The sequence below is a fragment of the Echinicola rosea genome, from assembly GCF_005281475.1.
GTDB lineage: Bacteria > Bacteroidota > Bacteroidia > Cytophagales > Cyclobacteriaceae > Echinicola > Echinicola rosea.
Map to the genome: position 1 here is coordinate 4,835,301 of NZ_CP040106.1, position 20,503 is coordinate 4,855,803.

General features: G+C 43.8%; 12 protein-coding genes. 3 read left to right on the top strand and 9 right to left on the bottom strand.

From position 1 onward, the window contains the following. Nucleotides 1–3: 3 nt before the first annotated feature. The 4 genes from FDP09_RS18895 to FDP09_RS18910 form a co-directional block, all read right to left on the bottom strand. The gene (locus FDP09_RS18895; RefSeq protein ID WP_137404148.1) at nucleotides 4–3,075 is read right to left on the bottom strand and encodes a SusC/RagA family TonB-linked outer membrane protein; all 3,072 of its coding nucleotides are present in this window, start codon (nucleotides 3,073–3,075) and stop codon (nucleotides 4–6) included. 673 nt (nucleotides 3,076–3,748) lie between these two features. Further along, nucleotides 3,749–4,783, bottom strand: coding sequence for a LacI family DNA-binding transcriptional regulator (locus tag FDP09_RS18900; RefSeq protein WP_137404149.1), 1,035 nt, complete (start codon nucleotides 4,781–4,783; stop codon nucleotides 3,749–3,751). Nucleotides 4,784–5,058: 275 nt separating this feature from the next. Beyond that, complete coding sequence (locus tag FDP09_RS18905; protein ID WP_137404150.1) at nucleotides 5,059–6,663, bottom strand: SusD/RagB family nutrient-binding outer membrane lipoprotein; 1,605 nt, start codon at nucleotides 6,661–6,663, stop codon at nucleotides 5,059–5,061. Nucleotides 6,664–6,665: 2 nt separating this feature from the next. Next, on the bottom strand, nucleotides 6,666–9,764 hold the full coding sequence (locus FDP09_RS18910) for a SusC/RagA family TonB-linked outer membrane protein (RefSeq protein ID WP_137404151.1): 3,099 nt from the start codon (nucleotides 9,762–9,764) through the stop codon (nucleotides 6,666–6,668). Between the two features lie 556 nt (nucleotides 9,765–10,320). Here FDP09_RS18910 and FDP09_RS18915 point away from each other — a divergent pair. Then, nucleotides 10,321–11,661, top strand: coding sequence for a DUF6600 domain-containing protein (locus FDP09_RS18915; protein WP_137404152.1), 1,341 nt, complete (start codon nucleotides 10,321–10,323; stop codon nucleotides 11,659–11,661). A gap of 436 nt (nucleotides 11,662–12,097) precedes the next feature. Continuing rightward, nucleotides 12,098–12,277 (top strand): histone H1, encoded by a 180-nt coding sequence (locus FDP09_RS18920; protein WP_137404153.1) that lies wholly within the window; start codon nucleotides 12,098–12,100, stop codon nucleotides 12,275–12,277. 78 nt (nucleotides 12,278–12,355) lie between these two features. Here the strand turns inward: FDP09_RS18920 and FDP09_RS18925 are convergent, their stop codons facing one another. The 5 genes from FDP09_RS18925 to FDP09_RS18940 form a co-directional block, all read right to left on the bottom strand. After that, nucleotides 12,356–13,021 carry a 3-keto-disaccharide hydrolase gene (locus FDP09_RS18925; RefSeq protein ID WP_137404154.1) on the bottom strand — a complete coding sequence of 222 codons (666 nt, stop codon included), beginning with the start codon at nucleotides 13,019–13,021 and terminating at the stop codon, nucleotides 12,356–12,358. 79 nt (nucleotides 13,022–13,100) lie between these two features. After that, on the bottom strand, nucleotides 13,101–14,861 hold the full coding sequence (locus tag FDP09_RS18930) for a RagB/SusD family nutrient uptake outer membrane protein (RefSeq protein ID WP_137404155.1): 1,761 nt from the start codon (nucleotides 14,859–14,861) through the stop codon (nucleotides 13,101–13,103). A gap of 11 nt (nucleotides 14,862–14,872) precedes the next feature. Then, nucleotides 14,873–17,365, bottom strand: a complete 2,493-nt coding sequence (locus tag FDP09_RS18935; protein WP_229683466.1) for a SusC/RagA family TonB-linked outer membrane protein — start codon at nucleotides 17,363–17,365, stop codon at nucleotides 14,873–14,875. Then, entirely contained in the window at nucleotides 17,281–18,390 is a 1,110-nt protein-coding gene (locus tag FDP09_RS24050; RefSeq protein ID WP_229683465.1) for a carboxypeptidase-like regulatory domain-containing protein, read from the bottom strand. Before FDP09_RS24050 ends, FDP09_RS18935 begins: the two co-directional genes overlap by 85 nt. 141 nt (nucleotides 18,391–18,531) lie before the next feature. Continuing rightward, nucleotides 18,532–19,557, bottom strand: a complete 1,026-nt coding sequence (locus FDP09_RS18940; protein ID WP_137404156.1) for a FecR family protein — start codon at nucleotides 19,555–19,557, stop codon at nucleotides 18,532–18,534. A gap of 195 nt (nucleotides 19,558–19,752) precedes the next feature. Here FDP09_RS18940 and FDP09_RS18945 point away from each other — a divergent pair, with 195 nt between their 5' ends. Then, entirely contained in the window at nucleotides 19,753–20,334 is a 582-nt protein-coding gene (locus FDP09_RS18945) for an RNA polymerase sigma-70 factor (RefSeq protein WP_137404157.1), read from the top strand. Nucleotides 20,335–20,503: the final 169 nt, after the last annotated feature.

Here is a 20,503-nt window from a genome sequence, read left to right on the forward strand (position 1 = left end):
GCTTTAAAATCCAACTTTTAGGCCCAACGCAAATGATTTTGTTCGAGGGTAAAATCCCCTACCATCTATACCGGTGTTCAGCCCAACATCTTGTAACTCAGGATCTATACCAGAATAGCCTGAAATAGTCAACAAGTTTCGCCCTGTGGCGTACACCCTCAGATTCCTGAAATACTGACTGTTCAGTTCAAAATTATAACCCAATGTTATATTATCCAGCTTCACAAAACTTCCGTTTTCTAAATAGTAATCCGAGTACTGCGGATCGTCATCGAGTTCGGCGTGGGTAGTGATCGCACTTTCTAACAGGTTATTTGGTAGCCATTTCATGTTACCGAAATACATCTCCTTGGTATTTAGAATATCAAAGCCAAATTTCCCTCTGAAGAATATGGAAAGGTCAAAATTCTTATAAGTAAACGTATTGTTCAATGAAGCCATATACTTCGGAACACCGTTACCGATGACCGTAAGGTCTTCTGTGGTCATGTCCTCGGCTTCCCCAATCGAACCATCTGCTTTGTAAAATTGCCACTTGCCATCTTCGGAAAATCCTGCAAACCGTTTTCCATAAAAGTTCCCGATAGGACCGCCATCTTCTATCCTAATGGCATTTCCAAGATTTCCGGGACTTGGCAAACCTCCCTCTTCAATCCATGAAATCGTAAAGACATCATTGGAAAGTGACGTTACTTTATTTCGTTGGGTATTGGCAGTAAGATCAGCTCTCCAGCTAAAGTCCGTATTCTTTATTATGGTAGAAGTCAGGTAAAGCTCAATCCCTCTATTGTTGATACTACCAACGTTCGTCAATAGATTATTCTTGGCATATGCTGGCTGTTGGGAGGTATATTCATAAAGTAAATCTACCGTTTCCCTATTGTACAAATCAAGGGAACCACCTAGCATGTTATTGAACAATAAAAAGTCAAACCCTAAATTCCATTCTTTCTTCTTTTCCCATCTCAAATCGGGGTTCGGGTTTCTTGACAGACCATAAGTTTGATAATAAACCCCTTCCTGAGGATATACCCCGCCTTCAGAAAGCGTGATCAACGACTGGTAATTATCTATTCCTTGGTTTCCGGTAACCCCATAGCCCAACCTCACTTTTAAGTTGTTTACCGCTGAACTATTAGCGAGGAAACGCTCTTTGGTCAATTCCCAACCTACGGATACCGCTGGGAAATTTCCCCACTTATGGTTGGCACCAAACCGAGAAGAACCTTCTCTTCTTAGGGTCGCTTGCACAAAATACTTTTCTTGGAATGCATAACTCGCTCTTGCAAAAAAGGCTATCAAGGTATTGTCTTCTTTAAAACTATCCATCCCTGGACGAGGAAGTTGTGTATTATTAATAGCACTACCTGCGCTCAGGTTCCAATCGAGAAAGCCATCCGTCGTAAAGCCATTATTGTTGACATTGAACTCTTCTGTTGTAAAGTACTGGTAACTGTAACCGACGATGGCATCAAACGAATGATCGGTATTGAATATCTTCTTATAGTTTAGGGTACCTTCGAAGGTGTTGGACCAATCCAGGTGATTGAACTTAGAAGCATAGCCCATCCCTTGGTATTCAGATGTGGGACGGTTGGCGAAGTCATTCATCGACTGGTAATACCGGTCATTGTAATTGTTCCTGATATAGGCACCAAAAGCGGAAGCTTTCAGCCCATCGATGATTTCATAGGTCAACCGCACATCCCCCGAAAAGGTGGACTTGTTCCGTTCATCGATCCGATTGGCATAGCGGGAAAGGGGATTGTAATTGTTATAGGCTTGCGTCTCTACATATGAACCATCGGGGTTAAAAATAGGAGCTGTGGGGTTTCGCTGAATGGCCTGCTCAAAGTCCCCACCTTGTCCACCTAGCCTGTTGGCATCACTGAAGTTGACCGCAAGGTTGGATGCCAAGGTAAGTTTGTCCTGAAATCCCGTCTGACTAAAGCTAACCCGGCCACCAAATTGTTTATTACTGTTTTCCTGCGCAATTCCCTCGGCACCATTATAATAAAACGAAGCCCTGTAAGTGGAATTTTCGCCACCACCGGAAGCAGCAAAATTATGGTACTGGCTAAGGTTCTGCTTGTTCAGCAATCGATCATACAAGTCTGTGGAGCTACCCAGGTCATTACCTTCCTCGATCAAGCCTTGGTCGATCAGGCCACGATATTGGTCTGCTGTAAGAAAATCAGGTTTCCTGTCCACATATTCCCGTTGGAAATAGGTCGAATAATCAAATCGGGATTCTCCCGCTTTTCCTTTTTTGGTAGTGATGAGAATTACCCCGGCATTGCCTCGGGTACCATAGATGGCCGCAGCAGAACCGTCTTTCAGTACATCAAAGGAAGCAATATCATCCTGCTGAAGCAGGTCCAAACTCCCTCCGGGAATACCATCGATAACAATCAATGGACTGGTCGTGCCCACTAAAGAGGTCAAGCCCCTCAACTGGATATCCGTAGATCCATTGGGATTGTTTCCTTGAGGTCGATTGATGTTAAGGCCGGCCACTTTACCTTGGATCAGCTCCATCGGTGAACGCATACCGCCCTGTACAAAGTCATCTTCCTCGACATTGGCCACCGCAGAAGTAATCTCCCGCTTCTTTTGAGATCCATAGCCGATCACCACAAATTCCTCCAGAGATTCCGTATCGGAAGTCATCTCCACATCCAAGGTCGATTGGCCGCCCACAGGAACTTCCTGGCTCGCCATTCCGATAAAGCTAAAGACCAACACCGCCTCATCGGAGGCTACGTTGATCTTATACTTGCCGTCCAGGTCTGTCACGGTACCATTGGTTGTACCTTTTTCTAAAATGGAAACGCCCGGAAGAGGCTCTCCCGATTCATCGGTCACGACACCGGTCACTTCCTTAGCTGTGGTTTGAAAAAACGAAACACCATCTGCGGCGCCCGCTTCACCTGCTACAAAAACTGCTTCTTCCGCCTGTGTGGCGGAGCTGATTGCTCCTGAGAATAGCATCATTAAAACGCCTCCTCTCAATGTGCGAAAGCCAATACTGCTGCTGCCGCCAAAGCGACTGACAGCTGGTAACTTTTCTTTCATTTAACTTTGGGTTTTAGGTTATCAATTAACTCTCAGGCCCTTGTACAAAATCGACCATTTTTTTAAACGACCGATTTTTCCAAAAATCCTGTTATAAAGCTAAACCCTTTTAGTATAAAAGCAAAGTCGATTTAGTCCTACGTAGTCTTACTAAATTTTTGGTTCATAAAAATAACGTCCAAATACGGACAGAAAAAAACCTTTGAAATACCTTAAAATTCAATTCGTATAGTTAGTCCAGATGTACAATTTCATCTATTTAAAATAATAAAACATAAACCATCAACTTTATACATCAGATTATCGCATTGGTTAAAAAAATATTTAAAAATCACTTGTTTCATTAAAAATGAGTAAAATCAGACCATCTAATAGGATTTTTTTGCTTAAAAAAAGTTAAAAAACTCAACCATACTAAGTAATTAAAAGACTAAAGAAATATTAGTTTCACTAAAAAATAATATTCTATAGATTTTAAATTTAAAAAAATCAAAAAAAGTCGACCATATTTACATCACCCAGTTTATTAACCATTACATCATAAACACAAAATATACATAGGGGAAAGGTTGGGAAAATAATCATGGAGAGGTATCATAATAGGCTTAGGGAAACAACGACTAAAACAATCCCAAAGCCCCCTTCAATGAAATCAAAATAGCCACTATAGTGGTTACTTCTTGGATCTATTGGTGGACTCCCTTTCTTTTAGTGACGCTTGCAAGACGATTTTATTGGCTTCCCTTTCTCCTTGAGGGGTATTGATGGATTGGAGCATGGATTGGATAAGACTTCTGGCGATCTCCTCCTTTGGCTGAACGATACTGGATACCGAAGGCGTATTGAATTTGAAGAACTCATTGTCATCAAAAGCAATCACAGCGAGATCGTCGGGAATCTTCTTCCCCATTTGCTTAATGACTTGCATTCCCTTCATGGCCAAATAATTGGTGGCAAAGAACACTGCTTCCAAATCCCCATTTGATTCAAAATATGCCGTCATGGCATCCTCTGTCTCTTTTGACGAGTAAGTATCATAAGGAATTTCCAAAATTTGCTCATCAATTCCCTCTTTGTTACACATCTGGATATAGGCTTCCCTCCTGTCATGCATCTGTGACTGATCGGAATCAATGGTCACAAAACCTATTTTTCTCAAACCATTTTCCAAGAACAAATCCAGCCCTTGCTTGGCTCCTTGGAAATTATCGATCACCACATAACTGCAATCCACCTCCGGCAGGTACCGGTCAAAAAGGATCAGTGGATTCCGGTCCCTGGAAAGCTCTGACAAAAAACCTGCGTCCATCCCCACTGGCGGGGTAAGGATATACCCGTCCACTTGCAAATCCCTAAACATACTGATCAGCCCCATGGTCTTAGCGGGATCATTGTTGGTACTGGAATAAATAATCTTGTACCCATCCTTGAAGGCCCGATCTTCGATCATTTTTGCTATTGTTGCAAAAAAGGGATTGGAAATATCCTCCACCATAAAAACGATGATATTGGACTTCCCAGTCCTGAGACTCTTGGCCAATTGACTGGGTTGATAGCCGATTTTCTTCACATAGGCCTGCACCTTATCGATCAGCTTCTGACTGATCCTGTTTTCTTCGGCTTTGCCATTCAACACAAATGAAACGGTGGTAACTGAAATATTCAGCTCCTTCGCAATGGCTTTAATGGAATGTTTCTTTTTCTGCATTCTTAATGGTTATACGAAAACTACCTCCCTGCTTCTAGGGAAAATAAAATCCAAGAAACGCCAAATATAATTGATTCTGGCGTTTTTATTGCGATCACTTATCTGAGAGTTGATCGAAAATGGTTAATTGGGAGATTTTGGATAAAAGAGAATGGAATATAAGGTTTTCATTAGTTTGATGAAAATTTTCAGGAAGATTTCACCCAACTAAAAAAAGGTTGCCCTATTTCTAGGACAACCTTTTGAATATATTAAATATATGAAAACTGATACATTTAGTTCCCTGGATCCCACCAGGTAGTGGTCGTCCAAGTATTTCCCCCCATATTTGAAATCGCATCGTTCAGGTTTTGAGGATTGGTGGTCCCTTCTGATGAAGGGTAAATCTGTCTTCGTGGAATTTCACCATTGGAGAAGTTTCCGGTATAATTTACCGGGGTAAGCACCGGGTACCCGGAACGCTTCCAGTTGTTCCATGACTCCACAAAATTGGCCAGCAGTCCAGTAGTGGCCCATATTTGCTCGTTGATCATCATCATGGCACTTTCTGTGGAGCTCATATCCAATGGATTGGCCGCTACATAGGCACTTGCATCACTACTGGAAACAGCCCCACCACCGAACTTGCCAATGGTGGTCATGGCTCCCAGCACTCCGTTTTCATAATGCTCGGCCGCCGTTCCCGGCACACTGTATCCTCTCAGGGCCGCTTCGGCAAGCAAAAGCTGCACCTCTGCATACGTCAAGAAGAAAATAGGGGCATCCCTGTCACGGTAGATTCCAGTTGGTCTGGAATATTGCCCGATAGGGGCCACATCACCACCTGTACCTGTGCTACCGGGATAGTTTGGCTCGGTGGTAATGTCGGTGGACCCGCCTCTAAGGTCGTATCCATTGGGCATTCCGATCTGATCAGCGGGATCATTGTTTCCTACTACATTTCCGTTCCTGTTGGCTGTCAATCCTGCTGGTGGCACTTCTGCGATTACAGGCAATCGAGGATCGTCCGAAGCTTGGAGAAAATCGATCATGGTCTTTGACCAGCGTACTTCGTAGATATCATCCTGCACGTTCAAGGCATTTGCACTGGAATTTGAATAACCATTGTCCTGATCAGAAAACATCAAGGATTCATCCGCAGGAGAATCAAACACCCCTCCGGCCACTGCCTTTTCCACATAACTTTGTGCAGATGCAGGATCCACCTCTACCATTCGCATGGCCATTTTTAACATCAGCGAATAACCGAACTTTTTCCACATCGCTATATCTCCACCATAAATCACATCATTGGTGATCTCATCACTGCCCGTGCCCAAAGAATTGATCGCATTTTCGAGATCCGCCAACATGCTCATGTACACATCAGACTGTCCATCGTAACTAGGCTGGGTAAGGCCTTCTCCTCCCTGCAAGGCCTCGCTATAAGGAATGTCTCCATAAATATCCGTAACAAAGGACAAGGTCATCACCTTCATGATATCTCCCGCCGCAACAAGATTGGTCAAGCCTTTTTCCATCGCCAACTGTTGCATCTGATTGATCCTGGAAGAAGCTTCATAACCTAAGTTCCAGACCCCTTGGATATAATTATTGGTACTACCGGAAATGACGTATTTATCGGCATTGGAGTAATAATTGGCGCCGCCGGTGGAGGTAGAAGCAAGCACTTGTACCCACATACTTTGAAACAAGATTGACCCCGTATAGCCGGTCACCATATTCCCGTAGTTGTAAGATACTGTAGGCAAAATCAAGTTGGGATCAAATAGACCACCATCAGCCCTGTTGGGGTCAGTATTGATTTCTTCAAAATCTCCATCACAGCCGGTAAAAGCCACAAACAAGCCTACCAGCATTAAACTTATATATCTTTTCATGATCAGTTCAATTTAAAGTTAAGGTTAAACCCATAAGACCTGGTGCTCGGCAAGCTCGTTCCCTCGATACCGGTAAAGTTGATATTGGAACCAAAGGAAGCCTCCGGATCTATGTTCTCAGCATGCCGCATCAAAATCGCCAAGTTTCTTGCAACTAACGACACATTCAAGCCTTTAATTACCGGTGTATTGGCAAACCATTTTTCAGGCATCGAATAGCCAAGGGTCAATTGCCGTAATTTGATAAAATCACCATCCACCACACTGGTGCTGGTCACATTTTGGGCCAAGGCTTTATAGTAATCCTCTGCAGTAGCGGTGCTTCCATCAGTGGTCACACCACCTTCTCTTCCCTCCAGGGTCCTTTGGTGAAGCCCTCTCCAAGTGGAATAATATTCCGTGGCGGAAAGCACTTTATTTCCAAAACTATAATCAATCAGGAAGGAGAATGAAATGCCGTTATAGGTCAACGTATTGTTCCACCCTCCATAGAATGTAGGCAATACAGATCCCCAATTTTTCAATTCTCCTTGTACAGGTAAGCCCGAATCATCCACCATTACGCTGCCATCTTCGTTATAGGCATAGTCAAATGCCCTGATCTGTGGGCCGGATTCTCCTACCACAAAAGCAGTTACAGCATTTCCCAAGGTCGCCCTGTTTTGGCCCAAAGTGATAGGATTATTGTCCGGGCCGGTACTGAGCACTTCATTTTTTACACTGGTCATGTTTACTGAAGTATTCCAAGAAAACTTCGATGTCTGTACCGGTATCCCTGAGACCAGTACTTCAAGTCCTTTGTTTGACACCGAACCGGTGGCCACCACACCACTATTAAAACCAGAAGTAATGCTATAGGTAGCATTCATAATCTCATCATGGGTGGTCTTGGTAAAGTAGGCGACATCAAAGCTCAATCGGTTTTTAAAGAAACTCAGGTCAACGCCAAGTTCCACTTCATCCGTTGTAAACGGCTTCAAATCCTGGTTTGGTATGGATAGCGGCGCAGACCCTGCCGGAATGCCGTTAAAGGGGTTTTCAGAACTATAATAGAATTGTGTTTGGTAAGCCTGCGTAGGCTCACCACTGGTCACGGCGTAGGATGCCCGAAACTTACCAAAATCCATCGCATCGATGTTCAACAAGCGATCAAAAACAAACGCCAAGGTCACCGATGGTGAAAAGATGCTGTTGTTTTCAGGATTCAGCGTACTGTACACATCATACCGGCCCGTCGTGGTCAAGGTCAAGAAGTCCTTATACCCAAAGCCCAATGAATAATAGGCAGAGTGCACTTCACGTTCTTCATACTGGAGGGTGTTATTGTTCCTGTTGAATATCTCAGTATTGAACGGTGAGTACAAATAAGGCAAAACAAACCTGCTACCGCTCAATCCAATGGATTCGAATTTGTTTTTTCTCATATTCACCCCAGCCAAGGCATCCAATTCAATGTCTTCGGTCAGGTCCACTACAGCACCCAGAATACCGTCAATATTGAGTTCAGAACGTGTGGACTGGCCGCGGTTATTAAGTGCTCCTTGTAGGTCTGCCGTATAGGCCAAACCGTAGGGCTCCACGGTATTCACTTTATCATTGGATACATCATTGCCTAATCGGACCATCGCATAGATCTCAGGGGTAAAGCTATACTTGGCCGACAAGGCGGAAATAGTCCGGTTTCTTTCCAGATCATTAATGCCTTTTTCGGTAATAAAATATGGATTGGTCACGTAAATATCGTCACTGAAAACCGTTTCTGCCCCAGTATCAGGATTAAAACCAGGAGCAAAGATGTTGTGGTCGATATTGGGTGCCAAGAACAGGAAGTTGTTCGGGTTTCTTGGTCCATCACTTAGGAAAGGAATATTGGTCGATAACTGGTTAACATAGTTTACCATAGCGGTCACGTTCAGCTTATCGGTAATATTCTGATCCACATTTAGGTTGATCGTCTTTCGGTCCATTCCACTATTCGGCACGATCGAATTGGCGTCAAGATTGGAAAATGAAAGCCTGAATGAGCCGTCATCGCCCAGTCCCTTGGACACGGATACAGTATTGGTGAAGTTGGTACCGGTTCTATAAAAATCGATGTAGTTTTCACTGGCGGGTGAATACGGGTAATTATTGCCATCAAAGCCAATCACTTGGCTCCCGTCCATCATGGCTCCCCAAGCAAGACGTCCGGTAGTCTGTGCATCTGACGCCGTGGTTGGCTTTTGGCCACCGGTTCCCTGTCCGTAAACATCTTGGAAATCGGTAAAGTCCACTGCTTGTTCGGCCATAAAGTTCATCGTATAGTTCAGCGTCCAATCCCCTCCTTTTTTACCCGCTTTAGTGGTAATTAGGATCACACCGTTAGAGGCCCTGGAGCCGTACAGCGCCGAGGCGGCCTGTCCTTTCAATACCGTCATCGACTCAATGTCATCGGGGCTTAGGTTACCGATGCCGTCACCATTATCGCTACCGCCCCATTGACCGGCAGATCCCCGCTGTGTATTGTCCATCGGGATACCATTGATCACATAAAGTGGCGATCCGGTACCACTGATACTGGGTAGTCCCCTGAGGGTGATTTTGGAGGTTCCTCCCGGACCACTGCTGGTGCCCTTCACGACCAGACCGGCCACCCGGCCGGCCAAGGAGTTGGCCACGTTTGTTTCCCGTGCTTGGTCCAAGGCTTCACTGCCCACTTCCGTAACCGAGTAGCCCAGCTTTTCTTTTTCTTTACTGATCCCGAGAGCGGTCACTACCACCTCTCCAAGTTCTTCGGCATCTTGAGAAAGCGCTATATCAATAGTGCTTTTGCCTTTGACAGCCATTTCCTGGCTGGTATAACCTATAAATGAATACACCAAAGAAGCATTCTCCGGTATATTGGTTAAGGTATATTTTCCGTCCAAATCTGTCGAGGTACCCGTGGTGGTACCTTTGATAAAGACATTTACGCCCGGAATGGGCTCACCACTATCTGCATCGGTCACCGTACCAGAAACGGTCTTGGCCTGGGATGCATTTGTAATTGATTGGTTTTGGGCCATTATCGACTGCCCTCCAACCAACACCATGAAAAACATGGCAAGTAGAATTTTTCTCATACGAAAACAGGGTTTTAGGTAAGGATTAAGCACTTTAATTAACTTAGAAATCTCATATTATGGCAAAACAAAAAAACGCATTACCACAAAACTCGATCACCTCGACATCAATACTTCAACACCACCAATAAAGTTATTACAAACGGATAAATACCAGTTTATACCCGATTATAACCTTTATAAACGGTCATTGAATTGCCTTTACTAAAGATAGGAAATTGAAAACAAATTCAAAATAGACATTTGTTTTTTTTGATTTCAATAACATAAAAAACCATTTTTTAATATATTTAAAACATATTTCTTGCATTTTTTACATTAATAATAAAATATAAAACTATTTTTTTGTTCAACTAGCTTCAAAAAATAGATTACAATCCGTGCTGATCACACCCTATTATTAAAAATTCCCCTAAAAAAAACTATAAAACCATTTAGCAATATTCTTTTTTGCCATCAAATCAAATTGGAACGGTTTTAGCTTCTGCTTCTCTAGCATACGATTAACCCCGTATCACACAACCAACCTATTATTAATTTATTAACTACAGAAGACATGGATAATAGAAGAAACTTAAAATGGATAGGTGTATCGCTGTTGTTATGGTTGGTGTTAGCGGTAAATACGAAGACAGCACAAGCAGAAACTTCTTACGGTGTATCTTTCCAGGTGTTTTATGATGAACTCGCTCCTTACGGTGATTGGGTAAATGATCCCAGACACGGATATATCTGGTTGCCCTATGTTGACCGTGATTTTCACCCATATGGATCAAATGGCCACTGGGCCATGACAGAATATGGCAATACTTGGGTATCATATTACGATTGGGGCTGGGCTCCTTTTCACTACGGAAGATGGCTATATGATGAGTATTATGGCTGGGCATGGGTTCCTGGCTATGAATGGGGACCAGCATGGGTCAACTGGAGAACTGGTGGCGGCTATTATGGCTGGGCTCCTTTGGGACCTGGTGTATCCATCAATGTTTCGGTGGGCATACCAAGTTATCATTGGGTATTTGTACCTAGGACCCGTTTTATGAACAGGCACGTCTATCGATATTATGCGCCCAGGCGAAACATTGTAAACATATATCACAGAACCACGATCATAAATAACACGGTTGTTTACAACAATAACCGATATGTATGTGGCCCTCACAGACGAGATATTGAACGATATAGCAGACGCTCTGTAGATGTATATAGAATTAACAACACCAGAAACGCAGGACGTGCTGCTTTATCCAGATCCAGAAACACGCTAAGCGTGTACCGACCTGATTTAAGAACGGCCAGAAACGACAGGGGCGTCAGCGCTAAACCCAGAAAGGTTACTTCCCGAGAACAAGCCAGGTCAAGCCGATCAAACGTGAACCGCGGCCATTCAAGTTCTCGTTCAAACAGTGCTTCTCCTTCAAGGAGACAAGGCGAAAGATCCAATGAGAGGGCTGTAGTACCATCTAGCAGGTCGTCAAGTTCATCTTATAATATCAACAAAGGTAACGCTAGAGAGCGCACCACTACGAGAACGCCCTCTAGAACAAGGAACTCACAGCGCGAAACGATAAATACTAACAGGAGTAGAAGTAATGCATATGAGCGGAAATCTGTAGGTACCAAAAGCCATGAGCAGCGCTCCCCCGAAAGATCAAAGGCACAGAGCAGGACCTCAAAACCTAGCCCAAGCAGGGAATCTGTAAGTAGGTCTTCAAACGCTCGAAGTCAATCCTCAAGGCCTACTGCTGCCCCATCGAGAAGTCAGCGTAATGCTGCTGCCAGCAGAGGAAGCTCCTCAAATGTGAGCAGGTCTTCAGGATCCACTTCCAAAAGCAGAAGCAGTTCAAGCAGCTCTTCAAGAGGTAGAAGTAGTCGTTCGAGAGGAAATAATTAACAAACAGCAATAGATTTTAATGTTAGGTGATAGATTACAGAAAAGCACAACTGGATGTCTGGTTGTGCTTTTTCATCCCTACCAAAAACAATTGCTTTGTACCTTGGAGCCCTTGGGGCGCAATATTGCTTTCATCATAAACAAAGAAATTCCTCCCTCTCAGAAAATTTGGATTGATCATTTAAGAGCAGCCCATAAAGAAATAACTACCAGTATATTAACGAATTAACAACCAAAACACCAGGATTGCAAAAGAGCAATTTTAAACTGTCTTTACCATAAATGTTAAATTTTGGTAAAAAACACCCTAAAAAGGGCAAATAAGCCGAATAAATCGATTAAATTAAATGCTGAATCTCGTGAAAGGGCTATTGAAAAATAAATAAACTCCCTATATTCACGTTTTTAATGACATAAACTTAAATAATTTAACACTATGAGCAGATTCACAGAAGTAAAGGAATTAGTTGATTCTCTAGAGGACGATTTCGAAAAGTTCTACGAAAAAGGCAACAAAGCCGCAGGTACCCGAGTAAGAAACGGCATGCAAGCCATCAAAACCCTTGCTCAGGACATCAGAAAAGAAGTCACTGAAATCAAGAACTCCGGTAAATAATCATTTGCCAAATAGCATTAAAAAGCAAAAAGCCGCTGAATTGATCGTTCAGCGGCTTTTTTTATGGGCATAGGTCTATCAAAGGTCTTTGATACTAATATTACGGAACTTCACCACGGAGCCATGTCCTAAAAAGCCAATATGTCCTTTTTTACGAGACAATCCCGGGTGGTCCTTACCGTCTAAGGTACCGTTTTTACTGGCCTTGGCAATATTCCCTTTAAGGATGGTATGACCATTTAGGATCACCTTTACCTTGTCTCCTTTGACGATCACTTCTTCACTGTTCCATTCTCCCACCGGATTTTGAAATCCCTTTTTGGCGGGAATAACACCATATACGGATCCATGGTATTGATATGCATGCAAATCAGCGTATTTCTCAGCGGAGTTATCCAAAATCTGAAGTTCCATGCCGACATAAGCTGCATCGCCTTCGAGTGGTGCCCTTATTCCCAAGCCATTATTGGCACCTGGTGTAAGCAGAAAATCAAACTTTAAATGAAAATCCTGGTATTCCTCTTCGGTATAAAGGTTCCCATGTCCTCCCCTTTCAGGCCTAATGACCAATACACCGTCTTCCACGACATAATCCTGCTTATTCCCCACCCAACCACTCAAATCTTTGCCGTTAAACAGGCTTACAAACTCACTTTTCGGAACAAATCCAGCCATCAAGACCAGTGCACTGCAAACCAGTCCTATGATCAGGTACTTATTGCTGTATTTCGATTTTCTGTTCATTATTTATTATTTAAAGATAAAACATCTCTTTGGGGTTAATTTGCACCATGTATCATCATCATCAAGGCAGTGAGATCCATTATTCCAGCGTAGGGTCAAATGTACCTCCCCAGCCCTCATTTTGCTCCAAGCTAGGATTTCGATCCAATACCGCTTTCTGTACAGGAAAGAAATAGTAATTGTCCGGCAACACACTTACCTTAACTCCTGATCGTGGCACCTGTAAGATGGAGTAGTTGAAATCATCCTCTTCAAGACTAAAGTCATTTGCCAAATCCCGGGCTTCCGAAAGAGGCATTTCCGTACCATCTTCCTCAATGGCTATGGATTCAACGCCGTGCTTTGTCGCCCCATCCAACCGATCCAACATCCTCAGTCTTCTCAAATCCCAAAATCGATGACCTTCAAAACAAAGCTCAATATTGCGTTCTGCCAAAATCGCTTCACGCATCTCATCCCTATTGGTAGCCTGAATTCCGAAATTACCATCTTCTCCGGCGTCAATGCCGGCTCTTTCTCGGATCTGACGGAGTATTTCCATTGCTGTAGTCATATCCCCCGTCTCATTGGCGGTCTCTGCATAATTCAGCATTACTTCAGCAAAACGCATCAGCACATAATCAAGATCGTACTGCTGCACTTCGGCTTGGGTAAGGTTCAGCAGGCTGTTTTTAAGGATAAAGAAGCCCGTATATCGATCCAGGTTGGTAGAGTTTGTCTGGGCGGCAGGATTGACCCCAAAATCATCCAACTCATGGGCAATCCCCAAGGCCGTATATTGACGCTTACCTGCTTTACCTGACACTTCGTATGGCTTTCCTGCCCATACGATGGATTTTTCAAATCTCGGGTCACGGTTTTTCCAGTAATTCTGCAAAAATGCTTCATCTGACATGTAGTACGCACCACTGGGATCATGGTATAATTTGCCGTCTTTCATTGGAAACTCCTTGACAAATTCCCACGTAGGGCACGCCGATGCCGGCCCCCTACTTTCAGACCCCGGACGGACGCCATGGTCCCAGGCCGCGGTTTTGTTGGGGTAGCTATTGATCACCGAAAATACCACCTCACTGTTCCTTTCCTCCAGTGCCACATTACTATAATCATCCACCAGCATATACCCTTGCTCCAACAGCGTTTCGTAGGCCAATTTATTGGCTTCATGAGCTTCCTGCCAATAGTTATTGTCAAAGGGATTGGAAGGGTTAAATTGCGGCGACGCTTTGTAAAGCAGCACTTTTGCCTTAAATGCCAAGGCAAAGTTCCTGTCAATTTTACCATAATCCGAACTGGAAGATTCTATGTGTGCGGGCAGCAGGTCAATCGCTTGGTCCAAGTCCTCTACCAAAAAATCAAAGCACTCTGCCGAACTGTTTCGGGCCACATACAGGTCATCTTCATAGCGATCCTGTGGCACTTTGATATAGGGAACACCACCATGGTACATGACCATTTCAAAATAGGCATAAGCCCGCATAAAAAGCGCCTGTCCGGTCACCTCATCTTTGACTTCCTGTGGCAAAGTCCCCGTTTGTACATCTTGGATAGCTTGGTTGATCAATCGAATCTGTTCGTAATTCCAGCTCTTGAAGTTTCCATTGGAAATGGTGATCTGATCTTCATACCAAACGATACCGGCTATTTGCTGACTGGTACGGTCAGCACCGGTATTCCAGTTTCCAAACATGCCGTACAAATTGGCCAAATACGCATTGGCCAATCGCTCGTCATTCCACACTTGCTCGGGATCATAATTATCGATATTCTCGATGTCAAGTACATCTGAACATCCCGTCATCCATACCAGTATTGTCAGTATATATATGATTTTCTTCATGGTATTGCTGATTAAAATTTAACATTAAGGCCAACTGTCAGTGATTTCATGAGCGGAAATGAATCGTAATTTTTCTGCTCTGGGTCATGAAATTCCTTCATATCGGAAATGGAAAACAGGTTGGTCCCATTAAAAAACACTTGGGCGCTGGCCACATTTACGCTGGATACCCAAGACTGTGGAAGATTATAGGCCACATTAAGGTTCTTGAGCCTCAGGTAAGCGCCATTCCTGATCCAAAAAGAGGTGGACCCTGTTCCTGACTCATACCAATTATAGCCAATTGGCCGGGGATATTGTGCATCGGGATTATCGGGAGTCCACACATCATCTGCCCAGATGGGATAATAAGGGCGTATGGTACCACCATGTTGCCGCATTCCGGCGCCTTCCTGATTGCTGATGATCCTATCATAGACTCCTACTCCCTGAAAATGCGCATTGACGGAGAAATTGCTCCAGTTGACATTAAACCCAAAACCATAGTTCAACCTTGGCGCAGCATTATTGGAAAGCAACTGAAAATCATTGCCGTCAATTTTGCCGTCAGGCCCTTCAGAAAATCCGTCTCCTCTGACATCCTCAAAGTACAGTCCTCCCAGATAAGGGTCACGTCCATATTGCTTAAAGCCCGCTTCCATAAGCTCATCCAGCTGCTCTTGGGTACGGATAATCCCCAGTGCCCTCAGCCCAAAGATCCGGTTTGCGGGCTGTCCAATCTGGGATTCCGATGCCCGGTTACCACCTTCTTGGAAAATAGGGTTTTGGTCCAGAACATCCCACTGATCCCTGGCATAGCCTAAGTTACCGTAAACAGAATAATCCAGCTTCCCCTCTGCGGCCACATCCCGCCACATGAGGGAAAGTTCGCCTCCTTTCCACGACCGGGCAGCATAATTTTCAGGGGCCAGGGATTGGCCATAATTGTCTGGCAGTGTCACCAGTCGGGAACCAAGGATATTTTCTTCCTTCTTGTAAAACACATCCAATGAACCCGAAAGCCTGGTATCGATCAATTCAAAATCAACGCCGACATTGTAAGTAGTCGAAGTAGCCCAAGTCAGGTTTGGGTTCGGTGTATCTCCCGGTGCAATGCCCCGGTAAAGGTCATTTCCAAAAATATAGCTGCCGCTATTTCCGTACGTTTGGAGATAAGAAAACGGGGTGATTTTATTGCCATTGACATCCAGATCATTTCCTGTAGTCCCCACAGAAGCACGCAATTTCAAATCAGTCAACCAGTCGCTAGTATTCATAAACGGTTCGTCGATGATCCGCCAAGCGGCTGATACAGATGGGAAGAAGCCCCAACGCTTGTCTTTTGGGAATAATGTATTGCCATCATATCGAAAAGAAAACTCTGCAATGTACTTTTCGGCAAAGTTATAATTCACCCTACCGATCAAGGACCTCCTTGCACCGATTTCCTCATAGCCATTGCCAAACCGCATCTGGGCATCCGTAGAATACACAAAATCCTGGTCATAATCCGTCACAGGATCCTCGGCTTTGGAATAAGCCCCGTACAGTCCATTTTCTGCTTGCTCATATACGGCCATCGCATCGATGCCATGCTTTCCAAAAACCTTGGAATAATTCAAAAACCAATCGAATTGATAACTCCATGCAGTATTGATGTCATAGCTTAAAAACTCTTGATTTTGGCTAAAAGTAAATACATTGGTCTTATTGGGATCAGGAGGTGCCGGTAGGAACCTGTTCCCATCAGGATCTGCTTGATTAAACACATAATTGGTCTGGAAGGTGAGGAACTTCTTACGCATGAAATCCTCAGCCAAATAATTTCCCACCACCTTAGTGGTAAGTCCAGGCACCAAATCGCCCAAATCAATGTCCAAGGTTAGAATATTGTTTAGCTGTCGTTTTCGTGTCTTGATATACCTATTGCCTACGATTTGGTCGATTACACTCCATGCGAGCCAACTACCCATAGGGGTCTGCACGGGATAGTCGGTCACATAATTGGCAGGTGTACCATCCTCTTCCAAATAATATGGATATACCTTCGGCCAGTTAAAGGTCACCCGGTACAAATCCGACACATCATAATCATCATCTCCGGAAAATGGCCAATAAAAACGATCGTGGTTTTGCTGATTAGCTGAAATATTGACGCCCAATTTTATCCGATCCGAGATCTGTGCCGTGACATTCGTTCTTAAATTAAATTTACCATGCTCAAGGCTTTTGTAAGACCCTTCCTCGCCCCGATAGCTCAAAAGAGAATAATAGGTCAGCTTATCACTTCCCCCAGCCACACTCAAGGAATAGTTTTGACTCCAGGGATTTTGCCAGATAAAGTCGTTTACGTTATAGCTCCGATCACTGAAGTAAGCAAATTCTTCCTCTCCATTGGGCGGGGCAGTTCCCCGATACTCAGCTACCCTGTTTTGATAAATCAGCTCATCTGTGGCCGTGGTCTTATCCGAAAGCAGCTCCATGGTAGGGGAAAAAAATGCATATGACGTCTGGAAATTAAACATGGGTTTTGTTTTGTTCCAGTTTTGGTCGTGACCATTACCACACCATTGCCTGCACGGGAACCGTAAATGGAAGCCGTAGCGGCATCCTTCAAAAAGCTGATTTGATCCACCTCTTGTGCCTCCAGGGCATCAAAAGCCGTTTTGTCGCGTACAATCCCGTCGATCACATATAAGGGATCACCAAAACTCCCTCTGATCCTGATCGAAGAAGTAGATCCCGAAAGACCTGAAGTACCGGTCACATTCACCCCCGGCGCCCTACCGGCCAAGGTATTGGACAGGTTGTTGGTAGGTATCTGGGTGAGGTTATCGGTTTCCACGGCGGTGATGGCACCGGTAATATTCACCTTCTTCTGACGGCCATAGCCCACGACCACAAATTCTTCCAGCGCCTTAGTGTCCTCCAGCAGTGTGATATCAATTACACTTTTACCTCCAATGGCCACAGTCTGGGTAGCGTAGCCTATAAATGAAAAGATCAGCGAACCCTCCTCTGGTGCCATGATGGTATAGTTTCCGTCTATGTCCGTCACAGTACCTCTGGTAGTACCCTGAACCGTGACGGTCACACCGGGAATGGGCATCCCGTCTTCGTCCAAAATGGTACCGGTGACTTTTACATCCGCCCTGTTCACCTCTTCCAGCATCGCCGTACTGTCCACCGTCTTCTTTCCCACATGGATGACATTATTGATTCTCTTGAATTTTAGGTCAACATCCATCGAAATTTGCCTTAGCACATTTCCAAGGGATATTTCTTCCTCCTGGACCGAGTGGCTAAGGGCTCGTTTCCGGACGTCTCCTCTCCTATAGCTAAAACGAAAAGCTGTTTTTTCCTCTATAAGTTTAAAAATCTCTTCTACAGAGACTTCGCCCCCATCAAAGGATACATACACCTCTTCCAAACTCGTCTGTCCATTGGTCTCGCCAGCCAACAAACTACTCAGGAAAAGGCACTGAATGAGCATACCGAAAAAGGCGTACTTTCCCACGGTTACAATTTTTTTTAGTAACTTTGATTTCATACTTAAGTTGTTTTATGGATAAATAATTGTCTTTGAAACAATCGGATCATTGGGCTAGCTGGACGACCAAATACAGCTATGCCTGATGGTCTTTTTGTTTGTGGTTAAAGTGTTTTTTATGTCATAGGCAGTTCTTATTGTTTAATAGATGGTCACTTTATTGTTTTCTATTTGAAACCTGAACCCAAAAGTAAAACTCAATCCATCTAGGATCTGCTCTAGCGATTGCGGCTCAAACTTTCCCGTAAAATCCTTCTTGCTTGTAAAGCCCTTGCGGATCTCAAACTCCACCCCAAACCACTTGGTCAGCACATCCACCACTTCCTTAAAGCTCGCCCTCTTAAAACTGATGACATTATCCTTCCATGCAAACATATCATCATAGTGTACCCTACGCTTTTTCATGCTTCCATCTACAGAAGAATAACTGACAGCCTCCATAGGCAACAAAAAGTAACTTAACTCCTCTCCACTATTTTGGGCTGATACTTTTACTTTTCCTGTCAACACACCTACCTTGGTTTCATCCGAATTGGTAAGCTCCTTGACGACAAAGGATGTTCCTAGCACTTTGGTCAAGGTATGGGGAGTTTTGACGATAAAGGGCTTTTTCTCATCCCGGTGTACATCAAAAAAGGCTTCACCTTCCAGGTAAACCTCCCGCATGGCACCTTCAAAGCGCTTCGGAAAAACCAATTTACTCCCTGCGTTCAAGTGCACATGACTGCCATCAGCAAGGGTGAGCTTTAGCTTTTGACCGTATTCGGTGGTCTTGGTGACCATTGCGACAGGAACCTCCGTTTTCGTCTCTTCCTTCATGCTGCTTTGTTTCAGGATCAAAAAAGAAACTATCGCTAGCATACCGATCATCGCTGCTGCCATGTACCAACGCTTTATCCTTTTATCCTCTCCCCTACGGACTGTGCTTACCCGGTCAATTTTAATATTTCTAAGAGCTTGCTCCTCTTTGCTAATCTGTTCTTCAATTTTTTCAAATAGTTTTTTGCTGTCCACCATCCCCTTAGCTCCTGCCTTCGGCTCAAAATCATCTAGCTCCGCCTCCAATTGCTGTTTACCGGTTTTGGAATTTATCCAAACCAAGATCATATGCACCTCTTCTGGTGAACACTTTCCTGCAAAAAACTTTCTTAACAATGATGAATCCATTGACTATTCTTTCTTAGTAATACGCCATTCGTCTGCCTTCCCCCTAATGGATATCAAAATTTTCTCAGAATAGGTTTATAAATAAAATACTTTATTTTTACTTAGTTTATACAAAAAAATAACTTTCATTATCTATATTACAGTATAATTTAAAACTATAACCGCTTTCATTTACTATAAAATCAGGTAGACTTAATGAACACCCTTACTGACGATATAGCATTTAAAATAAAGAACAATGACAAAAATGCTTTTTATGAGCTTTATCAGTTATTTCATGAAAGAATCTACCTTTTTTGTGTCCATTATGGACTAAAGACAGTGGATGCAGAAGAAATCACACAGGATGTTTTCGTGAAGCTATGGACCGCCAGGCAGAAAATTGATCCTTCAAAATGCCTAAAAGCCTATTTATTTACCATTGCAAAAAACACCATGCTGGACATGTTCAAAAAGCAAATTAGGCAAAAGGCTACCAAAACATACCAAATGCAACTCATCCTCCCGGTAAACAATACGCAAAACACCGTGGAGTACAATGAACTGATGGGGCTGGTAGAAAAAACGCTGACCCGTCTGCCCGAAAGGCGGAGGATGGTCTTCGAAATGTCCCGGCTCCAAGGGCTTTCCCATAAGGAGATCGCCGCCCAATTGGACATATCCACTAAAACGGTCGAAAACCATCTGACCCTTGCACTACAAAATTTCCGAGAAGTTTTTCAGGATGCCCAAATCTTATCACTTGCTCTATTGGCACTTTACTTTTCTTATCAATAAAATCGGTTCCGTACAGTGGTCGGAACGTGCACTGCGAGGCTTAGAGGGAGATTTGAGGGGGTAGAAGCCGTTGCAGCTCGCCGCGGCGAGTTGCCACACCCTTTTCCAACCCACACCCTTCTTAAAAGGGTTCGCTTTTAATACTAAAATTAAGTCGAGCTCAGGTCAA